This window comes from Isoptericola sp. F-RaC21 (assembly GCF_038593535.1).
Lineage (GTDB): Bacteria > Actinomycetota > Actinomycetes > Actinomycetales > Cellulomonadaceae > Isoptericola.
The window spans coordinates 865,918-886,961 of sequence record NZ_JBCFYX010000002.1; the positions used below are offsets into that span (position 1 = coordinate 865,918).

Annotated in this window: 19 protein-coding genes and 2 pseudogenes; 14 read left to right on the plus strand and 7 right to left on the minus strand. The window is 74.2% G+C overall.

The genetic code is table 11. The features are described 5' to 3' along the window. Positions 1 to 144: 144 nt before the first annotated feature. From AAG589_RS09435 to AAG589_RS09445, 3 genes and pseudogenes are all read left to right on the plus strand, one after another. Positions 145 to 768 (plus strand): annotated as a pseudogene (locus tag AAG589_RS09435) (tyrosine-protein phosphatase); the annotation flags it as partial. Between the two features lie 11 nt (positions 769 to 779). Then, positions 780 to 1,340 (plus strand): hypothetical protein, encoded by a 561-nt coding sequence (locus tag AAG589_RS09440; RefSeq protein ID WP_430566968.1) that lies wholly within the window; start codon positions 780 to 782, stop codon positions 1,338 to 1,340. 70 nt (positions 1,341 to 1,410) lie between these two features. Then, positions 1,411 to 2,988: a molybdopterin-dependent oxidoreductase gene (locus AAG589_RS09445; RefSeq protein WP_430566969.1), complete on the plus strand. Its 1,578-nt coding sequence runs from the start codon at positions 1,411 to 1,413 to the stop codon at positions 2,986 to 2,988. Between the two features lie 3 nt (positions 2,989 to 2,991). Here AAG589_RS09445 and AAG589_RS09450 read toward each other — a convergent pair whose 3' ends face one another. From AAG589_RS09450 to AAG589_RS09470, 5 genes are read right to left on the minus strand one after another with little or no spacing between them, the layout of a single operon-like run. Next, positions 2,992 to 3,678, minus strand: coding sequence for a helix-turn-helix transcriptional regulator (locus AAG589_RS09450; RefSeq protein WP_430566970.1), 687 nt, complete (start codon positions 3,676 to 3,678; stop codon positions 2,992 to 2,994). A 39-nt stretch (positions 3,679 to 3,717) separates the two neighbouring features. After that, complete coding sequence (locus AAG589_RS09455; RefSeq protein ID WP_430566971.1) at positions 3,718 to 4,134, minus strand: hypothetical protein; 417 nt, start codon at positions 4,132 to 4,134, stop codon at positions 3,718 to 3,720. A gap of 47 nt (positions 4,135 to 4,181) precedes the next feature. Beyond that, complete coding sequence (locus tag AAG589_RS09460; RefSeq protein ID WP_430566972.1) at positions 4,182 to 4,823, minus strand: LysE family translocator; 642 nt, start codon at positions 4,821 to 4,823, stop codon at positions 4,182 to 4,184. A 25-nt stretch (positions 4,824 to 4,848) separates the two neighbouring features. Further along, complete coding sequence (locus AAG589_RS09465; protein ID WP_430566973.1) at positions 4,849 to 6,489, minus strand: HNH endonuclease signature motif containing protein; 1,641 nt, start codon at positions 6,487 to 6,489, stop codon at positions 4,849 to 4,851. A gap of 32 nt (positions 6,490 to 6,521) precedes the next feature. Then, the gene (locus AAG589_RS09470) at positions 6,522 to 7,133 is read right to left on the minus strand and encodes a YdcF family protein (protein WP_430566974.1); all 612 of its coding nucleotides are present in this window, start codon (positions 7,131 to 7,133) and stop codon (positions 6,522 to 6,524) included. 79 nt (positions 7,134 to 7,212) lie between these two features. On the opposite strand from AAG589_RS09470, the gene AAG589_RS09475 reads away from it, so the two are divergent. Together AAG589_RS09475 and AAG589_RS21240 are read left to right on the plus strand one after the other, a co-directional pair. After that, entirely contained in the window at positions 7,213 to 7,770 is a 558-nt protein-coding gene (locus tag AAG589_RS09475; protein WP_430566975.1) for a GNAT family N-acetyltransferase, read from the plus strand. Positions 7,771 to 7,867: 97 nt separating this feature from the next. Continuing rightward, positions 7,868 to 8,104 (plus strand): annotated as a pseudogene (locus AAG589_RS21240) (alpha/beta fold hydrolase); the annotation flags it as partial. Here the strand turns inward: AAG589_RS21240 and AAG589_RS21245 are convergent. Continuing rightward, positions 8,082 to 9,077 carry a hypothetical protein gene (locus AAG589_RS21245; protein ID WP_446719695.1) on the minus strand — a complete coding sequence of 332 codons (996 nt, stop codon included), beginning with the start codon at positions 9,075 to 9,077 and terminating at the stop codon, positions 8,082 to 8,084. The pseudogene AAG589_RS21240 and the gene AAG589_RS21245 sit on opposite strands and share 23 nt — an antisense overlap. 55 nt (positions 9,078 to 9,132) lie before the next feature. Beyond that, complete coding sequence (locus tag AAG589_RS09480) at positions 9,133 to 9,696, minus strand: TetR/AcrR family transcriptional regulator (protein WP_430566976.1); 564 nt, start codon at positions 9,694 to 9,696, stop codon at positions 9,133 to 9,135. A 60-nt stretch (positions 9,697 to 9,756) separates the two neighbouring features. Between AAG589_RS09480 and AAG589_RS09485 the strand changes: the two genes are divergently transcribed. The 9 genes from AAG589_RS09485 to AAG589_RS09525 all read left to right on the plus strand — a co-directional run bounded on the left by AAG589_RS09485 (position 9,757) and on the right by AAG589_RS09525 (position 20,949). Continuing rightward, complete coding sequence (locus AAG589_RS09485; protein ID WP_430566977.1) at positions 9,757 to 10,842, plus strand: Gfo/Idh/MocA family protein; 1,086 nt, start codon at positions 9,757 to 9,759, stop codon at positions 10,840 to 10,842. A gap of 420 nt (positions 10,843 to 11,262) precedes the next feature. Further along, the gene (locus AAG589_RS09490) at positions 11,263 to 11,775 is read left to right on the plus strand and encodes a hypothetical protein (protein WP_430566978.1); all 513 of its coding nucleotides are present in this window, start codon (positions 11,263 to 11,265) and stop codon (positions 11,773 to 11,775) included. A gap of 646 nt (positions 11,776 to 12,421) precedes the next feature. Further along, complete coding sequence (gene ileS, locus AAG589_RS09495) at positions 12,422 to 15,763, plus strand: isoleucine--tRNA ligase (protein ID WP_430566979.1); 3,342 nt, start codon at positions 12,422 to 12,424, stop codon at positions 15,761 to 15,763. 66 nt (positions 15,764 to 15,829) lie between these two features. Then, complete coding sequence (locus AAG589_RS09500) at positions 15,830 to 16,321, plus strand: nitroreductase/quinone reductase family protein (protein ID WP_430566980.1); 492 nt, start codon at positions 15,830 to 15,832, stop codon at positions 16,319 to 16,321. Further along, positions 16,318 to 17,754 carry a bifunctional folylpolyglutamate synthase/dihydrofolate synthase gene (locus tag AAG589_RS09505; RefSeq protein ID WP_446719696.1) on the plus strand — a complete coding sequence of 479 codons (1,437 nt, stop codon included), beginning with the start codon at positions 16,318 to 16,320 and terminating at the stop codon, positions 17,752 to 17,754. Before AAG589_RS09500 ends, AAG589_RS09505 begins: the two co-directional genes overlap by 4 nt. 131 nt (positions 17,755 to 17,885) lie before the next feature. Continuing rightward, positions 17,886 to 18,881: a dihydroxyacetone kinase subunit DhaK gene (gene dhaK / locus AAG589_RS09510; RefSeq protein ID WP_430566981.1), complete on the plus strand. Its 996-nt coding sequence runs from the start codon at positions 17,886 to 17,888 to the stop codon at positions 18,879 to 18,881. Between the two features lie 41 nt (positions 18,882 to 18,922). Next, complete coding sequence (dhaL, locus tag AAG589_RS09515; protein WP_430566982.1) at positions 18,923 to 19,597, plus strand: dihydroxyacetone kinase subunit DhaL; 675 nt, start codon at positions 18,923 to 18,925, stop codon at positions 19,595 to 19,597. Further along, on the plus strand, positions 19,594 to 20,283 hold the full coding sequence (dhaM, locus tag AAG589_RS09520; protein WP_430566983.1) for a dihydroxyacetone kinase phosphoryl donor subunit DhaM: 690 nt from the start codon (positions 19,594 to 19,596) through the stop codon (positions 20,281 to 20,283). Before dhaL ends, dhaM begins: the two co-directional genes overlap by 4 nt. A 57-nt stretch (positions 20,284 to 20,340) precedes the next feature. After that, complete coding sequence (locus tag AAG589_RS09525) at positions 20,341 to 20,949, plus strand: TetR/AcrR family transcriptional regulator (RefSeq protein WP_430566984.1); 609 nt, start codon at positions 20,341 to 20,343, stop codon at positions 20,947 to 20,949. The last annotated feature ends 95 nt before the right edge of the window (positions 20,950 to 21,044 follow it).

The window sequence follows — 21,044 nt, forward strand, 5'->3', positions numbered from 1 at the left end:
GAACTCCAGGGGTCGTCGTCGGTGGTGTCGTCCGACGGCGCGCCATCTCGCGCCGGTGGAACCGCGGCCCACAGCCCGGGTCGCGCCGACGGGCCAGAGTCGTGCCCGTGATCCGCGGACGAGCCTAGTACGAGGCGGGGGTGCCGGACGTCGCGGCTCGGCGACGCGGGCGCCGACGGCCTCGCGGCGATGGCCGACGCCGGCGTCGTCACCGTCGTCGACCTGCGCAACACGGCCGAGATCGGGCCGCTGGAGCTGCCGCGGTCGGTGACGCGGCACCACCGCCCTGTCGAGGACCCGGACGACGCGGAGTTCATGGAGGCCTGGGGCGCGTACCTGCACACCCCGCGCTACTACGCGACCGTGCTCGAGCGCTGGCCCGGCCTCGTCGCCGCCGTCTTCCGCACGATCGCCGCCGCCCCCGCCGGGGCCGTCGTCTACCACTGCGCGGGCGGGCGCGGCCGGACCGGGATGGTCACCGCGCTGCTGCTGACCCTCGTCGGGGTACCCCGGCCCGTCGTCGTCGAGGACTACCTGCTGGCCGTGCGCGCGAACAACGACCGGGCCGCCACCGAGCCGGGGTGGGACGAGCCGCACCGGGCGCCCGAGGAGTTCGCGGCCTGGTGCGCCGAGGTCGCGGCGGCCCTCGAGGACTTCCTCGACAGCGTGGACCTCGCGGGCTACCTGCGCGCGCACGGCGCGACGGACCCGGAGCTCGACCGGGTCCGCCGCCGCCTCCTCGACCCCGCGTGCGGGCCCGGGCGCTAGCCTTCGACGGCATGGAGAAGCCCCGGGTCCAGGACGTGATCTCGTGGCGGCGCCCCCGCCGTCCGCGCCGGAGCCTGCGTGAGGGCGTCCGGTCCGCCACCGGCCTGCTGAGCGCCGCCGTCGACCTGGCCGTGTCCGTCGGGTCGGGCACGGCGTCGACCGCCGACCTGTCGACGCTGGGCACCGAGCCGCCGCGGGTGCCGCAGGACCCCGCCCAGCCGGTCGCCGAGCTGCCGTGCGTCGTCGTCGGCGGCACCGCCGGCTGGCTGCCCGCGACCGGGCCGGAGCGCCCGCACCTGTGGGCCACCCGCGGGCGGACGTGGGTCGCGCTGGACGCCGGCGGGCAGGACGTCGAGCTGGACCGGACGTCGCTGGCGCTCCGGTCGCTGACGCTCGCGCCGGGGGAGCCCGGACCGTGGACGCTGGACGCGCGCTGTGCCGCGACGGTGACGGGGCCCGGGACGGAGCTCGCGGTGGAGGGGGCCTGGCTCGCGATCGCGTGGCTCGGTCACCTCGCCGGCTGGCCCGACCCCGGCCCGCCGGCGGCACCGGACGGTGCGCACGACCGGTGACCCGCCGACCGTTCCTTACGGACTCGTCACCAGCCGCCGGAGCGGGGCCGAGGGGTGGGACGCTGAGGGCATGAGCAGCAGGTCGCCGGGCGAGCCGGCCCCGTCGGACGCCGACGGCTGGTGGGCGGCGCTCGCGGGCGTGGTCGCGACGGGCGCGGGGCTCGCCGTGGCGGAGCTGGTCGCGGCGTTCGTCGCGCCGTCGTCCAGCCCCGTCCTCGCGGCCGGCGGCGCGGTGGTCGACGGCGTGCCCGGGTGGCTCAAGGACCTCGCGGTGTCCTGGTTCGGCACGGCGGACAAGGCGGTGCTGCTCGCGACGATGGGGGTCGTCGCGCTGGCCGGCGCCGCGCTCGCCGGCTTCCTGGAGCGGCGTCGCCCACCGTGGGGCTCGGTGCTGCTGGGCGCCGTCGGCGTGGTCGCGGCCGTCCTCGCCGCGCAGCGGCCCGGGGCGAACGTCGCCTGGGCGCTGCCGAGCCTGGTGGGCGTCGTGGTCGCGATCGCCCTGCTCAGCGCCCTCCTGCGCCGGGTCGAGACCTGGTTCGCCGAGGACGAGCGGCCCGGCGCCGACTGGCGGTACGCCATCGACCGGCGCCGCTTCCTGCAGTGGACCGGCGTCACCGCGGCGGGCGCCGTGGTGGTCCTCGGGGTCTCGCGTCTCGTCGCCGCCGGGGGCCGGGCGGTGACGGCCGCCCGCGAGGCGATCCGCCTGCCCCGGGCCGCGACGACGGCGCCCCCGGTACCGGCGGGCGCCGACCTCGGCGTCGAGGGCGCCGCCCCGTACGTCACGCCGAACCCGGAGTTCTACCGGATCGACACGGCCCTGGTCGTACCGCAGGTGGACCCGCAGGACTGGTCGCTCACCGTGACCGGCCTCGTCGACGAGCCGTTCACCATCACCTGGGACGACCTGCTCGCGCTGCCGCTCGAGGAGCACCACGTCACCCTGGCGTGCGTGTCCAACGAGGTGGGCGGCGACCTCATCGGCAACGCCCTGTGGCTCGGCTACCCGGTGCGCGAGCTGCTGAAGCGGGCGACGCCGCAGGCCGGCGCGGACATGGTGCTTTCGCGCAGCACGGACGGCTTCACGGCGGGTACGCCGCTGGAGGTGCTGCAGGAGACCGACCGCGACAGCCTCGTCGCGGTCGGGATGAACGGCGAGCCGCTGCCGACCGAGCACGGCTTCCCGGCGCGCCTCGTGGTGCCGGGGCTGTACGGGTACGTGTCGGCGACGAAGTGGGTCACGGAGCTCAAGGTCACGCGGTTCGCCGACGAGCAGGGCTACTGGACGCCGCGCGGCTGGTCCGCCCTCGGCCCGATCAAGCTGTCGTCGCGCATCGACGTGCCGCGCCCCGGCGACGACCTGCCCGCCGGGACGGTGACGCTCGCCGGCGTCGCGTGGGCGCAGCACACGGGCATCTCCGGCGTCGAGGTCCGGGTGGACGACGGCGACTGGGTCGCCGCCGAGCTCGCCGACACCGTCGGCCCCGACACGTGGCGGCAGTGGCGCCTGGACTGGGACGCGCCGCCCGGCGACCACCACGTCGCCGTCCGGGCGACGGACGCCGACGGGAACGTCCAGGTCGAGGCGGAGGCGCCGCCTGCGCCGGACGGTGCCACCGGCTGGCACACCATCGAGCTGACGATCACGTGAGACCTACGGGGTGAGCGGCGTGAGGTCCCACCGGGCCAGGTCGGCGTCCACCTCGGCGCGGTGCAGGTCCACGAACCGTTCCCCGGTGGGCTCGACGGACTCGATGCGGTCGTCACGGAAGCCGCGCACCCCACCGGCCGGGCGGGCCCAGGCGACGAGGTACCAGCGGCCGTCGCCGCGCAGCAGCCGCAGTGGCTCCACCTCCCGGACCTCGCCGCGATAGCGCAGCCGCAGCACCCGTCGCTCGGCGATGGCGCCGGGCAGCAGGTCGAGGTACGGTCTCGCGGTCGCGCTGCCGGCGGGGCCGGCGGTGGCCACGGGCACGACGCCGCCCGACACCGCCGCCCGCACCGGCTCGGGAGCGCCCGCGAGGATGCGGTCGCGGGCCCGCCGGGCGGCGCCGGCGAACGGGGACCTTGCGAGCAGGCCGAGGGCCACGGCCGCCGCGAGCGCCTCGTCGGCCCTCAGGTGCAGCGGCGGCAGCGAGTAGTCCGCGACGATCGAGTACCCGCCGGCGCGCCCGTCGACGCCGTACACGGGCACCCCCGCCTCGCGGAGCGCCGCCAGGTCCCGCTCGACGGTGCGCCGCGAGACGCCGAGCTCGGCGGCGAGGCGCACGGTGGAGACGGGGCGCGGCGCCCGCGCGCGCAGGTGGTCGACGACGGCGTGCAGGCGTTCGGACCGTTTCACGGGGCCACCCTGCCCGCCGCCGGTGACACCGGGCCCGCGTCAGGGCGCCACGTCGTCGTCCGCGGCCACGGGGCGCCCTGCCGTCACGGACCAGACCCGCCGTGCCCGGCCGTCCGGGGCGAGGTCGAGCAGGTCGATGCCGCCGACGTGCAGCCCCGCCGCGTCGTCGTCGGCCGCCCAGACCGACACGGCGTGGCCCGGCGCCGAGCGGGCGAGGCGGGTGACGTAGCGCAAGCCCTCGCGCCCGGTCCGGAAGGCGCCGACGAACGCCGCCAGGGCGTCGGGGCCGCGCACCGCGTCGCCGTCGGCGGCGAACGTGGGGTTGCCGAAGCGGACGCTGAAGTCGCTCGTGACGAGGGCGGGGGCGAGGTCGAGCTCGCCGCTCCAGAGGCGGCCCCAGCCGGTGAGGAGGTCGGTGACGGTCAGCGGTGTCGTGGTGCTCTGCGTGGTGGTCATGCGGTCCACCGTGGTGCGGTGGCGCGACAACGGTGTGGCGGGGTTTCTCAGACCCGCGCGGTCGCCGCCAGGCGCGCGCCGAACAGGACGAGCACCCCGCCCGTGACGCGGTCCACCCAGCGCACCGCGCCCGAGCGGCGCAGCCGGGGGCCGAGCCACCCGGCGCCCAGGACGACGAGCGACAGCCACGCGGAGCCAAGCACGCAGTGCACCAGCGCGAGCAGCAGGCCCATGAGCAGCGGGTTCACGCCCTCGGGCACGAACTGCGGGATCGCGGCCACGTAGAACACCCCGACCTTGGGGTTCATGAGGTTGGTGCTCAGCCCCAGGCCGAGGTCGCGCCAGCGGCCGCCGGTCGGCAGCGGGACGTCCACCTCGGCAGCCGCGGCGGGCGGCGTGCGGAACGACCGCCACAGCATGGACGCGCCCAGCCACACCATGTAGGCGGCGCCGGCGAGGGTGAGCACGCGGTAGGCGGTCTGACTGGCGGCGAGCAGCGCGGCGGCCCCGCCCGCGGCGGCCGCGCCCCACACGAGGGTGCCGAGCTGGATGCCGGCCAGCGCGGCGAACCCGTGCGACCGGGAGCGGGTCACGGTGCTGCGCAGCACGAGCGCCGTGTCGAGGCCCGGGACGAGCGTCAGGAGCCCCGCGACGAGTGCGAAGGCGAGGAGGGCCTGCGGGATGGTCACGGCGCCACGATACGGGCGGGGACCGTCAGAACGGGGGCGGGTCGCCGTCCTCCACGAGGGGGCGCGGTGGTGTCCGATGTCGCGTGGTCTCGGGCGACGTCGGTGCCGTGGCGTGGATCCTCCCCGTGGGCGAGGTCCATTCGAGCGTGCCGTCGAGCGATCCTGCCGTCCCGTCGGCTACCCCCGCGGTGGTGCCGGTGACCTGGCGGACCGTCCAGCGGGTGCTGTGCTTCATCACGTGATGTCGGCGGCACAGGTGGGCCAGGTTGTCCGCCCGCGTCTGCCCGCCGTCGGCCCAGGCCACCGTGTGGTCGACGTCGCTGCGGCCTGCGGGGCGGGTGCACCCCGGGAACCGGCAGGTCGCGTCCCGCTCGGCCAGGAGGGCTCGCAGGTCGGCGGGGACGGCGTACGAGCGCCGCCCGACGGACAGCACGACGCCCGTCTCGGGGTGCGTGAGGACGCGGCGGAACGACGGGGCGTGGGCGCACAGGGCTCGGGCGGTCTCGGCGTCGATCGGGACGTGCCCGTCCAGGACCGCCGGGGCGTCCGTGATCCCGAGGAGGGACAGGACGGGCACGGTGACGTTCACCCGCGGGCGGATGGCGCGGGCCACGGGCGCGAGCGACCCGAGGGCAGCGGGCGCGTGGTGCTCGGTGTCGGCCGGACCATGACCGTTCGGGGCGGTGCTCGGGGCGACGTGACCGAGCGTGAGGTCGAGCGTGCCGTCGTCGAGCAGGAGGTCCGTCAGCGCGTCGGCGCGCAGCTCCCCGCGCCCGCGAGGGTCGCCGGCGGCGTGCAGGCGGTCGGCGAGCGTGTCGAGCCGGTCCGCGACGGCGTGGGCGTGCGGCGCGGGCAGGTGGGCGGTCAGCCAGGCCATCCCGTCCTTGCCCGGGTCGACCCACACACCGCGGGTGCGCAGGGCCTCGGCGTGCCGGACGTCCAGCGGCGTGGGGTGGGCGAGGTCGCGGGCCCTGCGCACCGCACGCGCGAACTGGGCCGGGGTGCTGGTGGCCGCGGCGTGCAGGACCCCGGACTCCACGGCGCGGGCCGCGGGAGCGTCGAGGTCGCCGACGTGGGTCGCGAGCAGACTCGCGTGCCGCCAGCTGGTGCGGCCCTCGGCGAGGAGGGCGAGCATCCGAGGGGCACACGTCACGAGGGCGCACGAGTGGTCGAGCAGGCTACCGGCGGCGGTCTCCCCGAGGTGCAGTGCGGCGGCCACGTCCGCGACCACGGCGCGGTGGGCCAGCTCCCGCCGCCGAGCGACATCCGCTCGGGAGACCGCCGGGACGTCGGTGTCGAGGAGGGCGTCCTCGCACACGGTGGCCTGCCCGACGAGCCGGGCGGCCAGCGCGGCACGCAGGGCCTCGAGGCGCGCGATCTGCGCCTGGACCGTCTCGAGATCGGCGAGGGTGATGTCGAGGTCCCCTGCCGCGACCGTCGCGAGCGGCGCGGGGTCCCGGTGTGCGTCGATCCGACCCTCGTCCGGCACGTCGTCGGGGGAGTCGGCAGGGGGCGCGGCGGACAGTCGGGCCCTGATCCGGTCGAGCTCGGCCGCCTGGGCGACCGGCAGTGGGCCCAGGTCCAGTCCGAGCAGCCGGTCGAGCTCGGCGCGCCACGCACCCGCGGAGGTGCGGGCGGCGGCCTGCTCCGGATGCGTGCTCGTCATGGGTCGAGCCTAGCGGAGTTCGAACACCTGTTCTATCCCTTGGTGGAGGTTGTGGACAGGTCGCGCCGGACGCCGCGCAGCGTCCACAGCCCGTACGCGGCGAGCGCGGGCTTGAACAGGAGCCACTCGCCCCACCGGTGGTCGGCTCCCCGCGTCAGTCTGCCCACCAGGTCGGGCCGCTGGCGGGCGACGTAGACGCGTGCCTTCAGCGCGTGCGCCGGCTGCGACACGAACGTGATCCGGTCGGCGTCCTCGACCAGGGGGAGCACCTTGGCGACGTTCTCCCACGTGCTCCGGCTCTCTTCCTCCAGCAGCATCGGGCCGCCGTAGCCCAGGACGCCGGTGGCGTGGTCGGCGAGGACCCGAGCCTCGGAGCGGCCCGACGTCGTCGCGCCCCCGCTGAGGACCAGCCGCGTGCGGGCCGTGGGGTCGAGGGACCGCAGCCCCGCGCGCACCCGCCACCGGTTGACGGCGTTCGCGGCGGGCCCGGGGTTGCGGAACCCCAGCACGACGACGGCCTGCGAGGGCCCTGCGGCGTCGGCCACGAGCGTCCGCGACCAGCGGCGGTTCAGCCACTCGCTCCAGGCCAGGGTGGCGGCGGTGCCGGTGAGGCAGACGAGGGCGACGATCGGTCCGCGGCGCATGCGACGGACGGTAGCGCGCGACGGCGGTACGCGAGGAAATCTGAGGACGGCGTCCACGGCGAGGTGCCACCATCGGCGCATGCTGATCCGCCGCGAGCGCCCTGCCGACGCCGACGCCGTCCGGGCCGTCACCGCCGCCGCCTTCGCGGGCGCGCCGTACTCCGCGCCGCCCGTGGAACCGGACGGTGCGCCGGGGGAGGCGACGCTGGTTGGCCTCCTGCGCGCCGACCCGTGCTGGATCCCGGAGCTCTCGTTCGTGGCGTGCGCCGGAGACGACGTCGTCGGGCACGTCGTGTGCACGCGTGCCACCGTCGGCGACGCTCCCGCGCTGGTGCTCGGCCCGCTGAGCGTGCACCCCGACCGCCAGGCCCGGGGCGTCGGCTCGGCGCTCGTGCACACCGTCCTCGGCGCGGCGGACGCGCTGGGGGAGCCGCTGGTGGTCCTCGTCGGGGACCCGGCGTACTACTCCCGCTTCGGGTTCGTGCCCGCCGCATCCCTGGGCGTCGAGCCGGACGACCCCGCGCTGGCCGGGTTCTTCCAGGCGCGGACCCTGGCCGCGTACGAGCCGTCGCTGCGCGGGCGGTTCGCGGGCCCCGGGCCGTTCGCCGTGCTCGAAGCGATGGCGGCCGGCGCCTGAGCCTCACGATGCGCGGGTGCCCGATCTCGTCGTCTTCCTCGCCGGTGCCGGCGAGACGGCGTCGGCGTGGGGCGCCCAGCGTGAGCTCGTCGGCCCCGTGCCGTCGGCGGCGTTCGGTGCCCTGGACCTCGCCGTCCCCTTCTCGCTCGACGACGCCGTCGAGTCTCTGCGGCGCCACGTCGAGGAGGCCGGGGCGCGGTCGGTGACCGTGGTGGGCCACTCGATCGGCGCGATGATCGCCACCCGGTACGCCGCCCGTCACCCCGTCGCGTCGCTCGTGCTGTCCGGCGGCCAGGTGCGGCCGCCGCGCCTCACGACGGCCGTGCAGCGGCTGCTGCTCGGGGCGGTGCCCGAGCGCCACATGGGGCTGCCCGACGGGCTGTCCAAAGGACCTCCTCTCCCTCCTGTCCACCCGAGTCGACCTCACGCCCGACCTGGCCCGCATCACCGCGCCGACGCTCGTCCTGTGCGGCAGCAAGGACTCGCTCAACCTCGCGGCGGCGCACCAGCTCGCCGGTGGGATCGGCGGGGCCCGGCTGCAGGTCGTCGACGGCGGCGGCCACCAGCTCGCCACCGACAGCCCTGCGCCGTTCGCCGACGCCGTCCGGTGCGCGATGGACCTGGCGGAGCCGTCGTAGCCTCCTGTCGACATGCAGCGCAGAGGGCAGGACAGACCGCTGTACCGTGCAATTGGCACCAGGATGCCCGAGGCGGAGCTCAACGGCGCGCGGCGCCCACGGCAGCGGTCGTCCGCGACGCGCCCGCAGCGATAGCCCCGACGACAGCGGGCGGAGCTCCGGCTCCGGGTAGTTGTAGAGGAGCGTCCTGTCCCAGTCGGCTTCCGAGAGGCGTGCCCAGGTCCCGGCGAGCCAATCGGCCGCTAGTACGATCTCGTCGGCGACGCTCGCGGGCGCGAGGGCTTCGTGCTCGCCCCAGGCCACTCGCTCATCCGGAGCCATGGTCACGACCACCGCCCCGCTCTCGCGCCGAGCGTGGAGCGTCTGCTCTCGCGTCACAAGGAGCACGTCGCGGACGTGTCCGGCGTACTCAAGGGCTGACCAAGAGCCCTCCGGCACAGCCGGCGCCGGGCGCCGCCCGCGGACCACCTCCGCGAAGCCGGCCGCGTGGCGCCGCAACACCGAAGTCGCGTCATCGGCAATCAACGTCCGGTAGTCGTAGCCGCACTCGGGGCAGACCTGTTCCGTGCGCTCGATCCTCGCAGGTGGGAGCTTGCCGCCTGCAGTGCAACGCGACCGCGACAAGGAGGGTGTTCGTGACCATGACCAGTCTCGCCCGAGGAGCCGCACGGAGGAGATCGCCAGCGGCCGCCCAGCCGGCGCGTCTCTAAGTTGGCGTGGGCCGTCAAGGGCGTGGGCGGAGCCCGTCGAGGATGATGCGAAGGTTCCGCCGCGATTGGTCTGCGGCCGCCGTGAGTCCGATGGTGTGGTCGGTGGAGATCGCGCTGGCGAGGACGAACCGAACGTCACGCCAGTCGATGTCGGTTCGGATCGCGCCGTCTCTCTGCGCTCGCGATACAAGGCGCTGGACAGCGCGAGCAAGCTGGTCAAGCGGGGTGGCGAGGTCGAGATCTGCCTGGCCGGCGAGTGCTTCGTGCAGCCCACAGCTGGTTGCACGTAGGTGCACATAGGTCTCGGCGAAGTCGCTGAAGCCGCTCCAGGCATCGGGGGCTTCGCTGGCCTGGCCCGCTTGGCGGGTCATCTCGTCGATGGACTCCGTCAGCAGTCGAGCCAGCAGAGTCCGCATCGAGGGGATGCGGCGGTGAACGGTGCCCAGCCCGACGCCGGCTCGCTGTGCGAGCTCACGAGTCGTCAGCTCGAGTCCGGTCTCCGCGAGTGCAGCACGCGCCGCCTCGACGAGTCGCTCCGCATTGCGTGCGGCGTCGGCACGAACACTCTGGTCGACCATGACACCCAGCCTAAGCGCTATCCGGTTCACGGTGACCCGTTTCGTGCTAGCGTCGTCGATGTGGATCACGTTGACCCGTTTGAAGACCGGCCCATCAATGTCGGTGTGCTGGGCGCCAACCCCGACCGCGGCTGGGCCGCCCGCGCTCACATTCCTGCCATTCTTGACTCGCCCGACTTTCGGCTGAGCGCGGTGGCCACGACGCGGGCAGAGAGCGCCGAGGCCGCTCGGGAGCGCTTCGGCGCCGACCACGCGTTCACCAGTGCTTCTTCGCTGGCCGCTCACCCGGGCGTGGACCTGGTGGTCGTCACCGTCAAGGTTCCGGATCATCTCGAGCTGGTCACCGCCGCGATCGAGGCGGGGAAGCACGTGTACTGCGAATGGCCGTTGGGTCGCACTGCGGCCGAGGCCCAGACCATGCAGACGGCGGCCCACCGCGCCGGCGTGCGCACCTTCACCGGCCTGCAGGCGCGCTACGACCCCGCCGTCGAGCAGGCGCGAGCATCCATCGCCGCGGGCGGCATCGGGGTCGTCCAGTCAGCCACCGTCTACAGCTCGCGCGACAAGGGCGCCACCGTGGCCGTCCCGGCCTGGACCGCCTACACCTACGCCGACGACCAGGGCGCCGGGCTTGTCGACGTCCTCGGGGGACACGCCCTCGACCTGGTGCAGCACCTTCTCGGCCCCATCGCCGACATCACCACCCGCACGGCGCTCCGCAGCCCTGTCCACGTGGTCGAGGAAACCGGCCAACCGATCGACGTCACCGCCGCCGACCACCTCATGGCGATCGCAACCCTGACCAGCGGTGCAGTCGTCACGCTCCATCTCCATGACGGCGAGACCGCCCACCCCCGTACCCGGATCGAGATCGCCGGCACCAAGGGCGACCTGGCGCTCGTCTCCCGGCAAGGGGCCGAGCCCCAGGCGGCCCAGCTCCAGATCAGTCCGTTCGAGGTGCACCACGCCACCAGCCGCACCCAGGGCTGGAACCCGCTCGCCGTTCCCGCCCCTCGGACAACCTCGCTCCCCACGCAGGCAGCCAACATCTCCCGGCTCTACGCGAACATCGCGAACGACCTGCGCCACGGCAGCCACACCGCACCCGACTTCGACGACGCCGTCCGCCTCCACCGCCTGCTGTAGGTCAGGACCAGTCGCCACCGATCCGCACAGCGGATTCGATCCAGGTGGTCGGTTCCGACCTTCTCGATCCTGGCGCCCGAGCTCCTTGTGCGCTTCGTCCGCAGGGCCGTGATTACCTCGGCCGCGAGGCCGGCGATTTTGCCCCGCGCGACGTCGTGAAGTCCCGGCGGTCCTGGAAGGAAGGGAGCGCCCTGGGGGCACACGCATCCATGCGCCCCCAGGGCGCGCGACCGCTGCAGCCTTGTCGGCAGGCGCGGGGTTTCGAACCGTCCAGAACCCAATTCTGGAGCGCCTCAGAATCGGTCGGTATTGAGCGCGGTCGCGGATCAGGCGGAGCCGAATCCGAGGTCGGCTACTTCTGATTGAATCTGCGGTGGTAGCGGAGCGGAGCGCCTCTCGCCTCAGCGGATGGAGTGCCACGTGGACAGGCCGAGCCTGAGGCCCAACGTTCGGATCGTCAGCGCGTCGGGGCTCGCCTTGGTGGGCCTGTTGGCTGGGTGCAGCGCGCCCACCGTCCTTCTAGGTGATGCTGTCCCGTCGGCTACGACAACAACCCGCGAACCTACGCCCGACTCCGCGGCCGCTGACCTGTGCGCCGTCCTTCCCTCCTCCCTGGCCGGCACCAACGACGCCTCTGGTCAGCCCGATGGGGGGTATGAGGGCTGGTTCAACAGCACGCCGACCGACGCCGACGGGAAGGCGCTCCGCGACCCTGCGGAATGGCCGGATGAGATGCGGGAGCACCCCCGAGTCGCCCTCGTGAACACCTGGACCGACACGGTCGTCGCGTCCTACGACCGTGTGCGGTGCGGAGAGGTCGACGGCTGGCAGGTGCCGGAGGACACGTCGGACTGGCCGCCGAAGTCTGTGGTCGTCGTCGACGTGTCCACCGGCGAGGTCGTCGAGCATTTCGCGGTAGGCCGTGACGGGTGATGACCGCCAGGTCCCACCGGCTGAGGGGCGGGGCCTACCCGGCGTTCAAAGGACCGTCCGACGGGCGTTGGTCGTGGCGCTCTGGTGCTTCGGGTGGTGCGTGGCGCTGCTCTGTGTGTTCCCGTTCCTGAGGCTTCTGTTCGACTACGTCGTGCCACGCGACTACTGGATGCTCGCCATCTGGACGTTCCCGCTCGGGTACCTGGTGAACATCGCCGCGCCTGCCTTCTTCTTCGCCGGGGTGGCGTGGTGCATCGTCGCCATGATCAGGACGAGGCGACGAGCCGGCGAGGTATCCAGAAGGCCAGGGGGAGAGCTCGACCGAGCAGGGGACGCGGACAGCGTGCCCGACGAGGTTTCGAAGCGCGACGATCGCGCTTGCGCGCGTGGCTACCATGGAGGCACAGGCATCGACCCGGCCATCACCGGCGAGCCTCCGGAAGAACGGAGCGGTCCCCGCTCTCAGTAGAACCGGACGGGTGGGCCCGTCACAGCCTCCGACGAGCGGCGGGCGTCAGCAGGATCGGCGTCCGCAAGCGGGGTGGTACCGCGGTGACCGCGCCCTTCGGGGCGGGGGAGTCGTCCTCGCACGGCAGCACGACCGTCACCAGCCGACCCGTACCACCGCCCGCACAGGAGCCCACCCATGGCCTATCCGCAGCACCGCTCGTCCGACCCGCAGCAGGCAGACCGGCAGACAGCTCAGCAGGGCGCCGCCTTCGGCATCGCCGGCGTGCCGGCGTCCCCGGACCTGCCGGCCATCGAGCGCGAGGTGCTGGACTTCTGGGCCGCCGACGACACGTTCCGCGCGTCCGTCGCGAAGAACCCCGCGGGCGAGAACGGCAGCAACGAGTTCGTCTTCTACGACGGACCCCCCTTCGCCAACGGCCTGCCGCACTACGGCCACCTGCTCACCGGCTACGCCAAGGACGTCGTCCCGCGCTACCAGACGATGCGCGGCAAGCACGTGGAGCGCCGGTTCGGCTGGGACACGCACGGCCTGCCCGCCGAGCTCGAGGCGATGAGCCAGCTCGGCATCAAGACCAAGGACGAGATCCTCGAGCTCGGCATCGAGAAGTTCAACGCCGCCTGCCGCGCGTCGGTGCTGAAGTACACGTCCGAGTGGCGCGACTACGTGACCCGCCAGGCGCGCTGGGTCGACTTCGACCACGACTACAAGACGCTCAACGTCACCTACATGGAGTCGGTGCTGTGGGGCTTCAAGAAGCTCTACGACGCCGGCCTCGTGTACGAGGACTTCCGCGTGCTGCCGTACTGCTGGAACGACCAGACGCCGCTGAGCAACCACGAGCTGCGGATGGACGACGACGTCTACCAGACGCGCCAGGACCCGGCCGTGACCGTCGGCTTCGACGTCACGACGGTGCCCGCGGGCCAGGACGCCGTGCGCCCCGGCGACAAGCTGCTCATCTGGACGACGACGCCGTGGACGCTGCCGTCCAACCTGCTGGTCATGGTGGGCCCGGACATCGAGTACGTCGTGGTGGAGTCGTCGTTCACCGGCACCCCGCAGCGGTACGTGCTCGCCGAGGCCCGCCTGGACGCGTACGCGCGTGAGCTGACCGACGAGGGCGAGGACACGCCCCGCGTCGTCGGGCGCCTCACGGGCCGCGACCTGCTGCAGACGGCCTACACCCCGCCGTTCACGTACTACGAGGGCCGCGAGCGCGCCCACCGCGTGGTCGAGGCGGACTTCGTCACGACGACGGACGGCACCGGCCTGGTGCACAGCGCCGGCGCGTTCGGCGAGGACGACAAGGTCGTCTGCGACCGCGAGGGCGTCGCCTCCGTCATGCCCGTGGGCGCCGACGGCAAGTTCACGCACCCGGTGGACGAGTACGCGGGCCTGCAGGTCTTCGACGCCAACCTGCCGATCATCGACCACCTCAAGGCCCGCACCCGCGGGGAGGCCGACGCCGGCTCCACGACGTCGGGCACGGTGCTGCTGCGCCGCGAGTCGTACGCGCACTCCTACCCGCACTGCTGGCGCTGCCGGCAGCCGCTGATGTACATGGGCGTGTCGTCGTGGTTCGTCGAGGTCACCAAGATCAAGGAGCGCATGCTCGAGCTCAACGAGGAGATCTCGTGGACGCCCGAGCACATCCAGCACGGCCAGTTCGGCAAGTGGCTGGCCAATGCCCGCGACTGGTCGATCACCCGCAACCGGTTCTGGGGCTCGCCCGTGCCGGTCTGGAAGAGCGACGACCCGGCGTACCCGCGCCTCGACGTGTACGGCTCGCTGGAGGAGATCGAGCGCGACTTCGGCCGCCTGCCGCTGAACGCCGACGGTGAGCCCGACCTGCACCGCCCGTTCGTCGACGACCTCACCCGGCCCAACCCCGACGACCCCACCGGGAAGTCCACGATGCGCCGCGTCGAGGACGTCATGGACGTGTGGGTGGACTCCGGCTCCATGCCGTACGCCCAGGTGCACTACCCGTTCGAGAACACCGAGTGGTTCGAGAACCACTACCCGGGCGACTTCATCGTCGAGTACATCGGCCAGACGCGCGGCTGGTTCTACACGCTGCACGTGCTCGCCACCGCGCTGTTCGACCGGCCGGCGTTCCGCAGCGCCGTCTCGCACGGCATCGTGCTGGGCTCCGACGGCCGCAAGATGAGCAAGTCGCTGCGCAACTACCCGGACGTCTCGGAGGTCTTCGACCGCGACGGCTCCGACGCGATGCGCTGGTTCCTCATGGCCAGCCCGATCCTGCGCGGCGGCAACCTCGTCGTCACGGAGGACGGCATCCGCGACGCCGTGCGCCAGGTGCTGCTGCCGCTGTGGAGCACGTACTACTTCTTCACCCTGTACGCGAACAGCGCCACCGGGTCCGACGAGAGCGGCGCGGGCTACACCGCGAAGCCCGTGACGGCCGAGCGCGTCCCCGGGCTGCCCGCCCTGGACCGGTACCTGCTGGCCCGCACGCACGACCTGGTCGCGAAGGTCACCTCGCAGCTCGACGCGTACGACATCGCCGGCGCCTGCGAGTCGGTGCGCGAGCACCTCGACGTCCTCACCAACTGGTACGTGCGCACGCAGCGGGACCGCTTCTGGGACGAGGACGCCGACGCGTTCGACACGCTGTACACCGCGCTCGAGGCGCTGACCCGCGTCATGGCGCCGCTCGCGCCGCTGCTGACCGAGGAGGTCTGGCGCGGGCTCACCGGCGGCCGTTCCGTGCACCTGGCGGACTGGCCCTCGGCCGACGGCGTGGTGGATGCCGCCCTCGTGCGCGCCGACGACCTGGTCGCCGCGATGGACGAGGTGCGCGCCGTCGTGTCCAGCGCGCTCGCGCTGCGCAAGGCGCACCAGCTGCGCGTGCGCCAGCCGCTCGCGCGCCTCACGGTCGCCGTGCCCGACCCGGCGGCGCTCGCGGACTACGTGGGCCTGCTCACCAGCGAGCTCAACGTCAAGGCCGTCGACCTCGTCGAGGCCGACGCCGACGCCTCCGAGCGGTTCGGGATCACCGAGCGGCTCGCGGTCAACGCCCGGGCGGCCGGCCCGCGCCTGGGCCGCGGCGTCCAGGCGGTCATCAAGGCGGCCAAGGCGGGGGCCTGGCGGCGTGACGACGACGGCACCGTCGTCGTGACCACCGAGTCCGGCGACGAGCCGCTGCTCGAGGCGGAGTACGACCTCACCACCGTGGTCGGCGAGGCGGCCGGCGAGCACGTGGCCGCGTCCGTGCTGCCGGGCGGCGGGTTCGTGGTCCTCGACCTCGCGCTGGACGACGCGCTGCGCGCCGAGGGCTACGCCCGCGACGTCGTCCGCGACGTGCAGGACGCCCGCAAGGCCGCCGGCCTCGAGGTGAGCGACCGTATCGCCCTCGAGCTCGACGTCCCCGCCGAGCACGTCGCGGCCGTCGAGGCGCACCGGGAGCTCATCGCGCGCGAGACGCTCGCCGTCGACCTGACGGTGGCGGCCGGCGACGGCGAGCGCGTCGTGCGGGTGAACCGCGCCGGCTGACGTTCCGCTCGCCGGCGGGCGGTGTCACGCTGGAGGCCGACGGCACGCACCCTGCGGGAGGTCGCCATGGTCGCCAGCGCGAGCAGCCCTGACCGGCGCCCGCCCCGGGTGCCGCCGCGCTGGTTCGTCCGTTCCGCGTGGGCGGTCCAGCGCGGCGGCTACCGGCTGTCCGGCGGGCGGTGGCCGCTGCGCCGGCCGGTCCCTGGCGGGAAGTTCGGCATGCTGCGGCTGCGCGTCGTCGGGCGCCGCAGCGGCGAGGAGCGCGCCGTGATCCTCGGCTACGTCGAGGACGACGGCCGGTACGTCACCCTGGCGATGAACGGCTGGGGCGACCCGCCGCCCGCCTGGTGGCTCAACCTGAGCGCGCACCCGGACGCGGAGGTCGACACCGTGGACGGGTCGCGACCCGTCCACGGTGCGGCGGCCCAGGGGGAGGAGCGCGAGCGGCTGTGGGCGCTCGCGGGCCGTCACCAGGGCTGGGGCGAGATCGACCGGTTCGCCGCCCAGCGGTCCCGGGAGACCCCGGTCGTGGTGCTCGCGCCTATCCTCGGGGGGTGACCCCCGACGCTGAGAACAAGTCCTCGTCCGCCGCGCGCAAGGCCCGCACCGCCGAGCGCCAGGCCGCCCGCGCAGCCGCGGAGGACGCCGTCGCCCAGGAGTCCCTGCGCGAGGTCTACGCGGAGATCATGTCGCGCGCGCCGGAGCACGACATCGACCCGACGCTCGACCGCGTGCGGCGCGTGCTGGAGCTGCTCGGCGACCCGCAGCACGCCTTCCGCGCCATCCACCTCACCGGCACCAACGGCAAGTCGTCGACGGCGCGCATGACCGAGCGCCTGGTGCGCGAGCACGGCCTGCGCACCGGCCTGTTCACCTCGCCCCACCTCACGAGCGTCACCGAGCGCATCCAGGTGGACGGCGAGCCGCTCAGCGCCGCCCGGTTCGTCGAGGTGTGGGAGGACGTCGCGCCGTACATCGGCGTCGTCGACCGCGAGTCCCAGGAGGCCGGCGGCCCCCGCCTGAGCTTCTTCGAGGTGCTCACGGTCATGGCGATCGCCGCCTTCGCCGACGCCCCGGTCGACGTCGCGGTGGTCGAGGTCGGCATGGGCGGCCGCTGGGACTCCACCAACGTGATCGACGGCGAGGTCGCCGTGCTCACCCCGGTCGGCATGGACCACGAGCGCTGGCTCGGCTCCACCCTCGCGGAGATCGCCACCGAGAAGTCCGGGATCGTCAAGGACGGCGCCACCGTCGTGAGCGCCGCGCAGGAGGTCGTCGTCGACGAGATCCTGCGCGAGCGCGCGGCGGAGGTCTCGGCGCACCTGCTGCGCGAGGGCGTGGAGCTGGAGGTCGCGGCCCGCCGGGTGGCGGTGGGCGGCCAGCTCGTGGACCTGCGCACCCCGGCAGGCCTGTACACCGAGGTGCTGGTGCCGCTGCACGGCGAGCACCAGGCCCACAACGCGCTGCTCGCGCTCGCCGCGGTCGAGGCGCTGCTCGGAGGGCGGGCCCTCGACGGCGGCGTGGTCGAGACGGCGTTCGCGGACGTCGTCGTGCCGGGCCGCCTCGAGGTGGTGCGCTCCAGCCCCACGGTGATCGTCGACGCCGCGCACAACCCGCACGGCGCCCAGGCGCTGGTCGACGCGCTCGAGGAGTCGTTCGACCTCTCGCACGTCGTGGGCGTGGTCGCGGTGATGGCGGACAAGGACGTCGAGGGCCTGCTCGCGACCCTCGAGCCGGCGCTCACCGAGCTCGTGCTCACGAAGAACTCGTCGGCCCGGTCCGCCGACCCGGAGGACGTCCTCGAGGTCGCGCAGGAGATCTTCGGCGAGGACCGCGTGCGCACCGCCGCGCGTCTCGACGAGGCGCTGCAGGTCGCGGCCGACCTCGCCGAGAGCGGCGACCGCGTGGGCGTCGGCACCGGCCGCGGCGTGCTCGTCACGGGCTCGGTCATCACCGTCGCGGACGCGCGGATCCTGCTCGGCCGCGGCTGACGGCGCCGCCGGCGCGCCGGGCACGATCACCCGCTCGACACCCCGGAGGGGTGCTGCGTGGGGTGCCCGCCGGGTGTTGGATGGGGGCAGGCCGCCGCGGTGCACGGCGGTGCCAGGCGAGGAGGCACGACATGAAGAAGCTGCTCGACGACCCCGCGGACGCCGTCACCGACTCGCTCGCGGGATTCGGGCTCGCCCACGCCGACCTGGTCGAGGTGCACGACGAGCCCGTCTACGTGTCGCGCGCCGGCGGCCCCGTCCCGGGCAAGGTGGGGCTGGTCAGCGGCGGCGGCTCCGGGCACGAGCCCCTGCACGCCGGGTTCGTCGGCGACGGGATGCTCGACGCGGCGGTGCCGGGCGCGGTGTTCACGTCGCCCACGCCGGACCAGATCGTGCCGGCGATCCTGGGCGCGGACTCGGGCGCCGGCGTCGTCGCGATCGTGAAGAACTACACGGGCGACGTGCTCAACTTCGAGACCGCCGTGGAGCTCGTCGAGGCCGAGGGCTCGCAGGTCGCGACCATCCTCGTCAACGACGACGTCGCCGTCGAGGACTCGCTCTACACCGCCGGCCGCCGCGGGGTGGCCGGCACCGTCTGCGTGGAGAAGATCGCGGGGGCCGCCGCGGCGCGCGGCGACGACCTGGGCGCGGTCACCGAGGTGGCGGGGCGCGTCGTGGCGAACGTGCGGAGCATGGGCGTGGCCCTCAGCGCCAGCACCGTGCCGCACGTCGGCAGGCCGTCGTTCGACCTGCCCGACGACGAGGTCGAGATCGGCATCGGCATCCACGGCGAGCCGGGCCGCCGCCGCGTCCCCTTCACGGGCGCCACCGAGATCACGCGCAGCCTGCTCGACCCGGTCGCCGACGACCTGCGGCTGGCTGACGGCGACGACGTGCTGCTGTTCGTCAACGGGATGGGCGGCACGCCGCTGTCGGAGCTGTACGTCGTCTATGGTCGAGCGCGCGGGCTGCTCGAGGAGCGCGGTGTCACCGTCTCCCGGTCGCTCGTGGGCAACTACGTGACGTCGCTGGAGATGCAGGGCGCGTCGGTCACGGTGCTGCGGCTGGACGACGAGCTGCGGGGGCTGTGGGACGCGCCGGTGCGGACGGCGGCGTTGCACTGGTGACGGGCGCCGCGGGGCGCCCCGAGGCGAGGAGGCGTGCGGGCATGGGTCTCGACGTGGCATGGGCGGAGCGTTGGGTGCGGCGCACCGCCGACGTCGTGGCGGAGGCGAAGGACGAGCTCACCGAGCTCGACCGGCAGATCGGCGACGGCGATCACGGGGAGAACCTGCACCGCGGGTTCCAGGCCGTGCTCGCCAAGCTGGACGAGCCGGGCGCCCCGGAGCGGTCGGACGTCGGCGACGTGCTGATGCTCGTGGCCACCACGCTCATGTCGAAGGTCGGGGGTGCGTCCGGCCCGCTGTACGGGACGGCGTTCCTGCGGGCGGCGAAGCGGTCGGCCCGGCCGAGCGTCGACGAGTCGGGCGTCGTCGTCCTGCTCGACGCGGCGCTCGAGGGCGTGACGTCGCGCGGCAAGGCCCAGGTGGGGGAGAAGACGATGGTCGACGCCCTGGCGCCCGCGGTCGAGGCGGCCACCGCCGCGGCCGACGCCGGTCAGGACCCGGTCGAGGTGCTGCGCGCGGCCGCCGCCGCGGCCGACGCCGGCGCGACGAGCACGATCCCGCTCGTCGCGACGAAGGGCCGGGCGTCGTACCTGGGGGAGCGGAGCGCGGGCCACGAGGACCCGGGCGCGCGCTCGACGGCCCTGCTGCTGCGCGCCGCCCTCGACGCGGCCCTGGACGGCGCACCGGACGGCGCCTCGGGGGCTGACCCGGCGTGAGCGTCGGCCTGCTGCTCGTCTCGCACTCGGTCCGGCTCGCCCAGGGCACGGCCGAGCTGGCGCGCGAGATGGCGCCGGACGTCGCCCTGGTGACCGGGGCCGGGGACGCCGACGGCGGCCTGGGCACGTCGTTGGAGGTCGTGCAGGAGGCCCTGGGGCGCGCGCTGCCGGGCGTCGACGGGCTCGTCGTGCTGGCCGACCTGGGATCTGCCGTGCTGACGGTCGAGACGGCGCTGGAGCTCGACGACGACCTGGCCGGCCGGGTGCGCCTCGCCGACGCGCCGTTCGTCGAGGGCGCCGTCGCCGCGGCCGTCGCGGCGCAGCAGGGCGGCGGGCTGGAGGCCGTGCTGGCCGCCGCCGAGGCGGCGGGTGCCCCAGCTTCGGCTCCGGCTCCCGCCGACCCGTCGGTCGAGCCTGTCGAGACCACTGCGGCGGCCAGTGCCCGCGTCGTGATCCGCAACCCGCTGGGCCTGCACGCGCGCCCCGCGGCGGTGGTGGCGCGGGCGGCGGCGGCGTTCGGCGGGCCCGTCACCCTGCAGGGCGTCGACGCGACGAGCGTGCTGCAGCTCATGGCGCTGGGCACCGCGGCCGGCACCGAGGTGGAGGTGGCGGCGCAGGGGGCGGACGCGCGCGACGCCGTCGCGACCGTCGTCGGCCTGATCGAGGGCGGCTTCGGCGAGGTGTGACCACGCTCACAGGAAATTGCACTTGGTGCAATATTGCAGCCGGTGCATGATTGTCCGGTGACTCCTCCCGCCGGCGACCTCGGACTGCGTGAGCGCAAGAAGCGTGCGCGCACGGACGCGATCGTCGACGCCGCCCAGCGCCTCGTGCTCGAGCGCGGCCTGGACGCCGTGACGGTGGAGGAGATCGCCGAGGCGGCCCAGATCTCGCCCCGCACGTTCTTCAACTACTTCGAGTCGAAGGACGACGCGGTGCTCGGTCAGGGCTCGCTCGAGCTGAGCGCCGAGGTGCGCGAGGCGTTCGCGGCGGGCGGTCCCACCGGCCTGCTGAAGACGGACGTCGAGCTCCTCGTCCGGTCGACGCTCGAGGCGCTGTCAGGGCCCGGCCACGACCAGGGCGAACGGGTCCTGGAGATCCTCCAGGCCCACCCCGGGCTCTTGGGTCGGCACTTCGCGTGGTTCGAGCGGCACAAGTCCCAGGTCGTCGCGCTGTTCGAACGGCGGCACGAGGCGGCTCCTCTGCCGGCCGACCCCGAGATGTGCGCCATGGTCGTCTTCGTCCTCGCCCGCGCGGCGATGGACGAGTGGGGCCGCGGCGACCGCCACGGCGACGTCGGCGACCACGTGCCGCACGTCGCCGAGCAGCTCGCGGCGATCCTCACGGCGTGAGCATCGGGCGCACCTGCGCCCACGTCCGTCGCCAGCACCCCGTACCACCCCAGCCCCCGTCACTACCCGGCGCCCCCGCGCGCCACCGATCCGAG